The sequence below is a fragment of the Marinobacter sp. NP-4(2019) genome (genome assembly GCF_003994855.1).
Taxonomy (GTDB): Bacteria; Pseudomonadota; Gammaproteobacteria; order Pseudomonadales; family Oleiphilaceae; genus Marinobacter.
Map to the genome: position 1 here is coordinate 4,242,704 of NZ_CP034142.1, position 10,573 is coordinate 4,253,276.

12 protein-coding genes are annotated in these 10,573 nt (G+C 59.7%); 5 read left to right on the forward strand and 7 right to left on the reverse strand.

Annotation, left to right across the window (positions count from 1 at the left end; all coding sequences use genetic code 11):
- Positions 1-118: 118 nt before the first annotated feature.
- Genes EHN06_RS19325 through gshB form a run of 7 tightly spaced genes read right to left on the reverse strand, consistent with a single transcriptional unit; the run spans position 119 to position 5,824 of the window.
- On the reverse strand, positions 119-1,369 hold the full coding sequence (locus EHN06_RS19325; RefSeq protein ID WP_416332570.1) for a dihydroorotase: 1,251 nt from the start codon (positions 1,367-1,369) through the stop codon (positions 119-121).
- Positions 1,353-2,435 carry an aspartate carbamoyltransferase catalytic subunit gene (locus tag EHN06_RS19330; protein WP_228257359.1) on the reverse strand — a complete coding sequence of 361 codons (1,083 nt, stop codon included), beginning with the start codon at positions 2,433-2,435 and terminating at the stop codon, positions 1,353-1,355. The genes EHN06_RS19325 and EHN06_RS19330 overlap by 17 nt, the downstream gene beginning before the upstream one ends.
- A 41-nt stretch (positions 2,436-2,476) precedes the next feature.
- Positions 2,477-2,986 (reverse strand): bifunctional pyr operon transcriptional regulator/uracil phosphoribosyltransferase PyrR, encoded by a 510-nt coding sequence (pyrR, locus tag EHN06_RS19335; protein ID WP_127334106.1) that lies wholly within the window; start codon positions 2,984-2,986, stop codon positions 2,477-2,479.
- A 40-nt stretch (positions 2,987-3,026) separates the two neighbouring features.
- Complete coding sequence (gene ruvX, locus EHN06_RS19340) at positions 3,027-3,452, reverse strand: Holliday junction resolvase RuvX (RefSeq protein WP_127334107.1); 426 nt, start codon at positions 3,450-3,452, stop codon at positions 3,027-3,029.
- On the reverse strand, positions 3,445-4,011 hold the full coding sequence (locus EHN06_RS19345; RefSeq protein ID WP_164735636.1) for a YqgE/AlgH family protein: 567 nt from the start codon (positions 4,009-4,011) through the stop codon (positions 3,445-3,447). The genes ruvX and EHN06_RS19345 overlap by 8 nt, the downstream gene beginning before the upstream one ends.
- Entirely contained in the window at positions 4,008-4,874 is an 867-nt protein-coding gene (locus tag EHN06_RS19350; protein WP_127334108.1) for an energy transducer TonB, read from the reverse strand. Before EHN06_RS19350 ends, EHN06_RS19345 begins: the two co-directional genes overlap by 4 nt.
- A 2-nt stretch (positions 4,875-4,876) precedes the next feature.
- Positions 4,877-5,824 (reverse strand): glutathione synthase, encoded by a 948-nt coding sequence (gene gshB, locus EHN06_RS19355; RefSeq protein WP_127334109.1) that lies wholly within the window; start codon positions 5,822-5,824, stop codon positions 4,877-4,879.
- A 294-nt stretch (positions 5,825-6,118) separates the two neighbouring features.
- Here gshB and pilG point away from each other — a divergent pair, with 294 nt between their 5' ends.
- The 5 genes from pilG (at position 6,119) to EHN06_RS19380 (ending at position 10,565) form a co-directional block, all read left to right on the forward strand.
- Complete coding sequence (gene pilG, locus EHN06_RS19360) at positions 6,119-6,511, forward strand: twitching motility response regulator PilG (protein WP_127334110.1); 393 nt, start codon at positions 6,119-6,121, stop codon at positions 6,509-6,511.
- A gap of 32 nt (positions 6,512-6,543) precedes the next feature.
- The gene (gene pilH / locus EHN06_RS19365; protein ID WP_127334111.1) at positions 6,544-6,906 is read left to right on the forward strand and encodes a twitching motility response regulator PilH; all 363 of its coding nucleotides are present in this window, start codon (positions 6,544-6,546) and stop codon (positions 6,904-6,906) included.
- A gap of 20 nt (positions 6,907-6,926) precedes the next feature.
- Entirely contained in the window at positions 6,927-7,472 is a 546-nt protein-coding gene (locus EHN06_RS19370; protein ID WP_127334112.1) for a chemotaxis protein CheW, read from the forward strand.
- 90 nt (positions 7,473-7,562) lie between these two features.
- Positions 7,563-9,638 (forward strand): methyl-accepting chemotaxis protein, encoded by a 2,076-nt coding sequence (locus EHN06_RS19375; RefSeq protein WP_164735637.1) that lies wholly within the window; start codon positions 7,563-7,565, stop codon positions 9,636-9,638.
- Between the two features lie 27 nt (positions 9,639-9,665).
- Positions 9,666-10,565 carry a CheR family methyltransferase gene (locus tag EHN06_RS19380; RefSeq protein ID WP_127334113.1) on the forward strand — a complete coding sequence of 300 codons (900 nt, stop codon included), beginning with the start codon at positions 9,666-9,668 and terminating at the stop codon, positions 10,563-10,565.
- Positions 10,566-10,573: the final 8 nt, after the last annotated feature.

Here is a 10,573-nt window from a genome sequence, read left to right on the forward strand (position 1 = left end):
GAATACGTTGGCACAGGCGCCTGCCTTCAAGGGCTTTTCAGCAAAAAGATGGAATTCTGTGATGGGCTCGACAGAGGTCAGGCAACCTCTGCCGCATTTCTCTCCGGGAGCAGCCGGATCAGCCCGTCCCCGTACCCCAGGCCACACGCCCTTCACAGAGGGTCAGTTTGACGACACCGGGGATGGCGTCATCAAGCACCGGCGCATGACGCCCGGCCGAAACCAGAGTGTCTTCGCCCGGTGTCCAGGTGGCATCCGGATCGAAAACACACAGGTCGGCAACCGCGCCCGCCTCCAGGCTGGCGCTTCGGCCAAGGATGGCGGCAGGACCCGCCGTCAGCGACCGCAGCAGAGCGGGCAACGCCAGCTCACCCCGGCTGACCAGCATCAGACCCATGGACAGGGTGCTTTCGATGGTGGACAGGCCGGGCTCGGTAGCACCCAGAGGCGCCTGCTTGGCCGCCGAGTCATGGGGTTGGTGCTGGCTGACGATGGCATCGATGACACCGTCACGGACGCCAGCCAGCAGTGCCTGACGATCGGCTTCGGCGCGCAGCGGAGGGCGCACGTGGAAGCGACTGTCGAAACCGGCGAGGGCGTCTTCGGTAAACAGCAACTGGTGCATGGCCACGTCGGCCGTGACACTGATACCACGACGACGGGCATCCGCCACCATTTCGACACTGCGAGCCGAAGACAACTGACTGAGATGCAGGCGAACACCGGTTTCCTCCGCCAGCAACAGCATCTCCATGACCGAGGCGGTTTCCGCCACTTCCGGAATACCCAGCAGACCGAGCCGCGAGGCCACCAGGCCGTCGTGGGCGTAGCCATCCGCCGCCAGGGCCTGGTTCTCGGGGCTGAACATCACCGTCAGCCCGAAGGTTTTGGCGTAGGCCATGCAGCGGCGCAGAATCCGGGCATTGCGCACGCCACGGCGGCCGTTGCCCAGCGCCACACATCCGGCGGCGGACAACCCCGCCATGTCACTGAGCAGTTCACCCTCCAGGCCCCGGGTAACCGCGCCCACAGGAAGCACCCGGATGGGCGAGCGAGCCTCCGCTACATCCCGTATCAGGTGGGTAACCGCGCCGGAATCGTTGACCGGCGATGTCTCCGGCGAGGCACAAACCGTGGTAAAGCCACCCCGGGCCGCAGCACGGGTTTCCGAGGCTATATTGCCTTTTTGGCCATTGCCCGGCTCCCGCAGATTGCAACACAGGTCCACCAGACCTGGTGCGACGATACCACCGGCGGCGTCAAACACCTCATCGCTGCTGGCGGCGTCGGCGGCCTCGCCAACAGCGCTGATACGACCATCGATAATATGTATGGATGCCTTGGCCAGCTCGTCACCGCCAGGCAGCAAAAGCCGGCCATTGATGATCTTCAGGGATGCTCCAGCGGTGTTGTTGATCTCCGTCACGCCTGATCCCTCCCGGCCTGTTTCTGGTTACGTTCTGACACCTGCCCCCCATGGCCATGGACATCACCGCCATGCGGATGGCGATACCGTTGGTGACCTGATTCAGGATCACCGACTGGGGGCCATCGGCCACGGCGGATTCAATTTCCACCCCGCGATTAATGGGCCCTGGGTGCATCACAATGCATTCCGGGTGGGCCAGAGCCAGCTTGTCCCGGCTGAGGCCATAAAGCCGATAGAATTCCCGTTCGCTGGGCAACAGGGCTCCCTCCATCCGCTCCTTCTGAAGCCGCAGCATGATCACCACGTCCAGGTCCTTCATGCCTTTTCGCATGTCGTATTCCACGGTGCAGCCCAGGCTTTCCACATCCCTCGGCAGCAGCGTGCCGGGGGCGATTACCCGCACTTCCGCCGCGCCGAGTTCGTTCAGCGCGCGGATCTGGGACCGTGCCACGCGGGAATGCAGCACATCCCCGACAATGGCCACTTTCATGCCCTCGAACCCGCCCTTGTGCTGGCGAATGGTCAGCATGTCCAGCATCGCCTGGGTGGGGTGGGCGTGGCGGCCGTCACCGGCGTTGATAATGGCCACCCCCGGGGTCACGCTCTCGGCAATGAAATGCGGCGCCCCGCTCTGGGAATGGCGAACCACGAACATGTCACTGGCCATGGCTTCCAGATTAAGCAGGGTATCGGACAGGGACTCGCCCTTGGAGGTCGCGGAGGTACTGATATCCAGGTTCAACACATCGGCGGACAGGCGCTTGGCGGCCAGTTCGAAGGTACTGCGGGTGCGGGTGCTGGACTCGAAGAACAGGTTCACCACCGTGCGCCCGCGCAACAGGGGGACCTTCTTGATGGTACGTTCGCCGACTTCGATAAAGGAATCGGCGGTATCGAGAATGTCGGTCAACAGGGCGCGGTCGAGCCCGTCAAGGGTGAGGAAGTGCCGCAACTGACCGTCCGAGGTCAGTTGCAGGGATCGTTTGGAAGCTTGGTCTGCAGTCATGTGTCGCCTGTTCGCCTGTTCACGAGAGAGTGTCGCGGTGATTACTGCCCGGTTTCCTGCAATTCGATGTGCAGCGGATCGGGGCCGCGGAGTTTCACCCGCTGATGACTCGCCAGTGCCAGCACCTTGCCGGTGACGTCCGGCTGGATGGGCAGTTCCCGGGCACCCAGATCAATCAGTGTGGCAAGAATGATACTGGCCGGGCGGCCATAATCGAAGATTTCATTCATCGCGGCGCGAATGGTGCGACCGCTCATGATGACGTCGTCGATCAGGATGATGTCGCGATCCTCGGTGCTGAACGGCAGGCTGGATGGTTTGACCTTCGGATTCAGGCCGATGCGGCTGAAGTCATCCCGGTAAAACGAGATGTCCAGTTCCCCGAAAGGTTCTTCCAGTCCCAGGCGCTTCCTCATCACATCGGCGAGCCAGACGCCGCCGGTGCGGATACCAATGAGCGCCGGCGACGTCACGCCCCGCTCTGCCATGATGTTGCGCAATCCAGCTTCCAGTTCGTCCAGTAACCGGTTCATATCAAGCAATGCGGTCATTATGTCCTCACTTAACGCCACCGGCGATATCCGGCGGGATTTACTGCTGGCGAAACCAGGTTTCCAGGATCAGGACGGCGGCACGGTCATCCACCCCGTGGCGCCCGAAATCGCGGCTGCCACCACCGGCCATTGCCTCGCCCTTGGCTTCAAAACTGGTCAGCCGCTCGTCGACCATCTCTACCGGCACATGGAAGCGGCCGTGCAACCGTTTGCCAAACTTGCGGGCGCGGGCGCACATATCGTTTTCACTGTCGTCCATGTTCAGGGGCAGGCCGACCACCACCAGATCCGGCTTCCATTCGTCCAGTAGCCGGCCGATGGCATCCCAGTCGGGGATACCGTCCCGGGCTGGCAGCATGGTCAGGGGCTGACCGGTGCCCAACAACTGCTGGCCGGTGGCAACGCCAATGCGGCGGGTGCCGAAATCAAACGCCATAACCCGGCGGTTGTCTCTTTCAGGCATGGCCAATGGACTCGCTCAGTTGATTCAGGTCGATACCGATCAGCTTCAGTACCGCCTCGTAGCGCTTGTCCCAGGGGGTGCGAAACAGGATATCGGTATTGGCGGGGCAGGTCAGCCAGGAGTTACTGCCCAGTTCGCTTTCCAGCTGCCCCTCTCCCCAACCGGCATACCCCAGGGCCACCAGGAATTCTTCCGGCCCCTCTTCACAACCAATGCCTTCGAGGATATCCCGGGACGTGGTCAGCATGACGTCATCGGTTACCTGCGCCGTATTGTGCCAGCTGGTGCCGGGTGAATGCAGAACAAAGCCGCGTTCGGGTTGTACCGGGCCGCCACTGAAGACTGGCAGATCCAGTTCACCGCCTTCCATATCCAGTTGTTCAAGAATTTCCCCCAGGTGGATGTCCAGGGGATGGTTGATCATCAGCCCCAAGGCACCGTCGTCGGAATGTTCACACACGTAGATCACTGCCCCGTGAAAGCGTGGATCCTCGAGGTAGGGAGACGCCACCAGGAAGTGGTGACGCAAACTGTTTGGCGAATGTTTTGATGCTGTCATCCCGATGTCAGCCCCCGCCGCTGGAAAGACCAGGTTCGAATGATTTCAAGCTCGTCGACTTCTTCTCTCATACTTTCCGGGAACGGCGCGAATGGTGCGGCCATTCGCACAATACGGATGGCAGCATCATCCAGCACGGTACTGCCGGAGGATTGCAGAATGGCGACCTCTTTGATTGTGCCATCCTTTTTCAGAGAAACCAGCATTCTCAGTGTGCCATAGATACCCGCTCGCCGCGCTTCCGTTGGGTAGTTGATATTGCCGACCCGAGTCACCTTGGTAATCCAGTTCTGTACGTACCAGGCGTTACTCGAGCTCAGGGTCGACGCTGCCGTAACCCGCATGATACGCGGCTTCTTGGCATAGGCCTGGCGCTGGGCATCAAACCGGGCTTCAAGGCTGGCAATTTCCAGGCTCCGCTCCATCAGGCTTTTTTTCTTACGCACAGGCAGTGGCTCTTCCTTCGATTCCACTGCCTCTTCCGGCTCCCGGACCTGGCGGCTGGACGCCGCTTCGGTCTTGACTGTCTCGCGATCCTGCTGCTTCACCGGCTCGGTCCGCGACGGCGGTTCCGGCTGCACTTCGGCAATCTCCGGCTGGCTGACATCAGTCGGCTGCGGCGAAGTCAGCTCCCGTACCTCTTCCTCGGAGCCGCTGCCTTGCTGGCTGGTCTGGGCCAGGAAGTCAGCCTCGTCCGGATCGGTTTCATCGTCAAACTGCGACAGGGTGATCTCCATGGTTTGCGCGGATGAACGCGGAGGCTCCGGCGCAAAGGTAATCCCCAGCACAATCACCGCGTGCACGGCCAACGCCATGAACAGGGTAAAGGAAAACCGGTCGAAATCACTTACCTGCGCTGCCATTGCTACTTCAACCGCTTCTCTATGGCATCCATCAGTTGCCCGGAAATATCAATACCAAACGCCGCATCCAGTTCACGAATGCAGGTGGGGCTGGTGACGTTGATTTCGGTGAGATAATCCCCGATCACATCCAGCCCGACAAAGATCAGCCCCTTTGCCTTGATCACCGGCGCCACCCGTTCACAGATTTCCCGGTCACGGGCGGTCAGTTCACGACCTTCGCCGCGACCGCCGGCGGCGAGGTTACCCCGGTTCTCACCCTGGGACGGGATACGCGCCAGCGAATAGGGCACCGGTTCACCGTCAATCAGCAGGATGCGCTTGTCGCCATCACTGATCTGGGGAATGAATTTCTGGGCCATGGCCTGATGGGCGCCATAGTTGGTAAGGGTTTCGATGATCACACCCAGGTTGGCGTCATTTTCCTTGACGCGGAAAATGGAGTGACCGCCCATGCCATCCACCGGCTTCATGATAATGTCACCGTGCTCGGCGTAGAATTCACGGAAGCGGGTGGCCGACCGGGTCACGATCAGCGGTGGCGTCAGGTCTTCAAACTGGGCCGCGAACAGTTTCTCGTTGCAGTCCCGGAGGGTAGCCGGCGGATTCACCACCAGCGCTCCCTGCTGTTCCGCCGCATCGAGGATGTAAGTTGCCATCAGGAATTCCCGGTCCACCGGCGGATCCTGGCGCATCAGGATGACGTCCAGGTCGCCCAGTGCACGATCCTGGGAGGCACCGAAGGCGTACCAGTTCTCGGGATCCATGTGCACCGTCAGGTCACGGGTGTGCGCCCTTGCCTGCCCACCCTTCAGGTACATGTCCGGGAGCTCCATGTATTCAATCTGCCAGCCACGTTTCTGCGCCGCCAGCAACATGGCCAGTGAACTGTCTTTCTTGAAGTGGATCTTCTCGATGGGGTCCATCACGATCCCGAGTCGGACTGTCATAATGCCTCTTGAGCTCCAGGGTTAAAAACACGAACCGGTCAGCAGAGCGAAGGAACGATTAAGTGCTATGCTGAGAACACTGATGGTATTGTACCCGAGCTTTTAATGCATCCGCAGAAATCCGGGGTGTATAACGTGACATTGCCGGCAGAAGTACATTTGGTCACAAAGTTGTGCTTTTTATCCGACCATCGATCCTCTATAAATAAGCGGGATTTATAGAAGAACCCCAAGGTTTGTGTTAAAACCCCCGTTTAAAATAACGACAGTCGCAGAGCGCAAGGCAGTTGGACAATGGATGACAACTTCGAGAATCTGAAGATTATGGTGATCGACGACAGCAAAACCATTCGTCGCACCGCAGAAACCCTTCTGAAAAAAGTTGGCTGTGAGGTCATCACCGCAACCGACGGCTTTGACGCTCTGGCGAAAATCGCCGATTCCGAGCCGGACATCATTTTTGTCGACATCATGATGCCCCGCCTGGACGGTTATCAGACCTGCGCACTGATCAAGAACAATTCCTCTTTCAAAAAGACGCCGGTCATCATGCTCTCCAGTAAGGACGGTCTGTTTGACAAGGCCAAGGGCCGCATTGTCGGTTCTGATCAGTATCTGACCAAGCCGTTCAGCAAGGACGAGCTGCTCAACACCATCCGCCAATACGTACCCCAGGCGGAACAGTAAATCTGCCGAAGTATCGAACTATTGAGGAAACCATGGCCCGCATTCTGATTGTTGATGACTCCCCCACCGAGGTGAAGAAAATCTCAAGCATTCTGGAAAAGCACCAGCATGAAGTACTGACTGCTGATAACGGTGCTGACGGTGTGGCAAAGGCCCGCGCCGAGACTCCGGATCTGGTTCTGATGGACGTGGTCATGCCAGGTCTGAACGGTTTTCAGGCCACCCGGCAGCTGACCCGCGCTCCGGAAACCGCTTCCATCCCCGTGGTTATTGTCACCACCAAGGACCAGGAGACCGACCGCGTCTGGGGTACCCGTCAGGGCGCCAAAGGCTACCTGGTCAAGCCTGTCAACGAAGATGACCTGATCAAAACAATCAACAGTCTGATTGCCTGATCCCCAACCGTGGAGTACGCATGTCCGCCCAGGCCGCCCCTTTTGCCGTTCTGACGGATATCGCCCAGCGCAGCCGGTCCATGGCGGCCGGCCTGCCAGAGCAGCAGGAAGCCGTTGAACTCTGGAATGGCATCGGCTTTGTTCTGGCGGGCGAACGCTATGTGGCGCCCATGGGTGAGGTTACCGAAATCCTCCATGTTCCCCGGTTCACACACATTCCGGGGGTCAAGCCGTTCATGATGGGGGCAGCCAACGTTCGTGGCCGCCTACTTCCCCTTGTCGATCTCGCGGGTTTCTTTGATGTATCCCGCTCCTCCCGCAGTCAGCGTGAGCGCCGGGTTCTGGTGGTGGAACAGGGTGACGTGTTCAGCGGCCTGGTGGTCGACAGCGTGTCCGGTATGCAGTACTTCGCGCGGGACAACTTCGTGGCCTCGCCCGGAGGTGTGCCGCCGAGCGTTCAGCCGTTTGTCAATGGCGGTTATGAACGAAACGAAGAAGTCTGGAAAGTGTTCTCCGCCGCCGACCTGGTGGAAGACGAGCGGTTTCTGGACGTTGCGCAGTGGTAAGGATGATGACAATGGCAGGAGCTTCATCCCTGCTACCCAAGCACGCAGAAGCAAACTTGCCAATATAATGAAAAGGCCGGGAGCCAGAAGATGAAAAACAGAGCCGGAAGATTCAGTATGGGACAGGGAGGCAACAAGCTTGTTGCCGGCCTGATTGCCGCACTGATTGCACTCACCGTCCTGCTTGTTGTGGTCCTGTTCATAATTAACAAGGACAGCCAGAACGACCAGGAATACATCGCCCACGCCTCCGAGCTGCGGGTACTGTCACAGGAAATCGCGAAGAACGCGACGGAAGCCGCTGGCGGTACAGCCGAAGCCTTCGACCAGCTGCGTCGGTCCCGTGATGAGTTCCAGCAGTTGTGGTCGTACGTGGTTGACGGTAACCCGGAAACCGGCCTGCCGCCCAGTGAGATTGCCCGGCAAAGTAGCGTTCAGGCCAAGTGGGATGCGGTGCGTGAAAACGCCGACAGCATTCTCTCCACCCGGGATGCGGTACTTGGTCTCCATGAAGTGGCGCGGACCCTGAACGAAACCATCCCGCAGTTGCAGGTGGAGTACGATGACATCGTACAGATCCTGCTGGACAACAACGCCCCGGCCGAACAGGTGGCACTGGCACAACGTCAGTCCCTGTTGGCGGAGCGTATTGTGCGTTCGGTTAACAACGTACTGTCCGGTGACGAAGACGCGGTGATCGCCGCCGACCGTTTCGGCCGTGATGCCAGCCTCTTCGGCCGGGTTCTTGAAGGCCAGATGAACGGCAACCCGGCCATGGGCATTTCCCGGGTAGATGACGAAGACGCTATCTATGGCCTGGAGGCCGTTGGCGAACTGTTCGAATTCGTTTCCCAGAACGTAGACGCGATCCTTGAAGCTTCTCCCGACCTCTTCAAGGTACGTACTGCAGCCTCTGACATCTTCCAGAACTCCCAGATCCTGCTGGACGACATTTCCGTCATGGCAGACCAGTTTACCGGGCAGGCCGGCTCCCGCCTGATCAGCCCGACTCTGGCCTTTGCCATCCTGGCCGCCATGGTCGGTATCGTTGTCCTGATTGGTCTGGTGCTCTATCGCGAGGCTCAGGAACGCCTGGCGACCACCCAGGAGCAGAACGAGCAGAACCAGAATGCGATCCTGCGACTGCTGGACGAACTGGCCGACCTGGCGGATGGTGACCTGACCACCGAGGCCACGGTTACCGAGGACTTCACCGGTGCCATCGCCGACTCCATCAACTACGCGATTGACCAGATGCGCGGGCTGGTACAGGCGATTCGTGGCACCGCGGTACGGGTTGCCTCGGCATCCCAGGAAACCCAGGCTACGGCCATGCACCTGGCGGACGCTTCCGAGCACCAGGCCCAGGAAATTGCCGGTGCTTCCGCAGCGGTGAACGAGATGGCGGTGTCCATCGACCAGGTATCCTCAAACGCGGCTGAATCCTCAGCGGTTGCGGAGCGGTCGGTTGCGATCGCCAAGAAAGGCGCGGAAGTGGTACAGAACACCATCCGCGGCATGGACAACATCCGTGAGCAGATCCAGGAAACCTCCAAACGGATCAAGCGTCTGGGTGAATCCTCCCAGGAAATCGGTGACATCGTATCGCTGATCAACGACATTGCCGACCAGACCAACATCCTGTCCCTGAACGCGGCGATCCAGGCCTCCATGGCCGGTGACGCAGGCCGGGGCTTCGCGGTGGTTGCGGACGAAGTTCAGCGACTGGCGGAACGTTCCTCTGCAGCGACGAAGCAGATCGAAGCACTGGTCAAGACGATCCAGTCGGATACCAACGAAGCGGTTATCTCCATGGAACACACCACCGCTGAGGTGGTCCGTGGTGCCCGGCTGGCCCAGGACGCGGGTATCGCCCTCGAGGAAATCGAGAACGTATCCATGTCTCTGGCGGAACTGATCCAGAACATCTCCAACGCCGCCCGTCAGCAATCGTCGTCGGCAGCGCACATTTCCAACACCATGAACGTTATCCAGGAAATCACGTCCCAGACTTCCTCCGGTACCAACGCGACCGCGAAGTCGATCGGTAACCTGGCAGAAATGGCATCCGAGCTGCGGTCCTCCGTTGCCGGCTTCACCCTGCCTGAGGAAGAAGGGGCTGAACAGCAGGAAGAGGAAGACAGCGACGTCCCGGTGGTGGGCTGATCGAATCTCCGAGGCGACTGACGGTTTATGGCTGAAACACGCGACGACCGATCACCTGCCGAGGGCATCTGGTCCCTGCGCCGACTTCCGGAGATGGATGAGGCGCAGTTCCACCAGTGGCAAACATTACTGGAGCAGCGAACCGGCATCACGTTGGCCTCTGGCCGCCGGCCCTTTCTCGAGACCAATCTCGGGATACGGATGCGGGAAATCGGCTGCGACAGTTATCAGGCCTACTACGAGCAGATTGTCTCCGGGCCTGATGCCATTGTGGAATGGGCCACCCTGGTTGACCGCCTGACCGTACAGGAAACCCGGTTCTTCCGGGATCCCGATGCTTTCCGGTTCGTCTCGGACTTCGTCCTGACCCGGCCACGGGAACAGCTGAAACGGCGACCACTGGAAGCCTGGAGTGTCGGCTGCTCCAGCGGAGAAGAGCCCTACACACTGGCGATGATTCTGAACGAATGCATGACCCAGTTGGAACTGCCGCCGCTGTTCGGGGTAACCGGATCGGACATCAGCAAGCCAGCCATCGAAAGGGCCCGCAAGGGCGTGTTCAACCCCCGTAAGCTGGCGGGGGTGAACGAAGATCTGAAAGCCAGGTACTTTCTGCCGGCGGAACGAAATGCCGTGGAAATGACGGAAAGTATCCGGGATCGGGTGTGTTTCACCCAATTGAACGTGCTGGATCTGAACGAAGCTCCGATGCACGGGATGAACATCATCTTCTGCCAGAATCTGCTGATTTATTTCCGGCGCTGGCGTCGGCGGGAAATCGTAAAGCGGCTTGCAGAAAGGCTGGCGCCCGGGGGGTTGCTGGTCCTGGGCCAGGGAGAGCTGACCGACTGGCAGCCACCTGGCTTACAGAGGGTACCCTCGGAACATGTGCTGGCGTGGATCAAACGCCAGACTGACGAAGAATAACCGGAGTG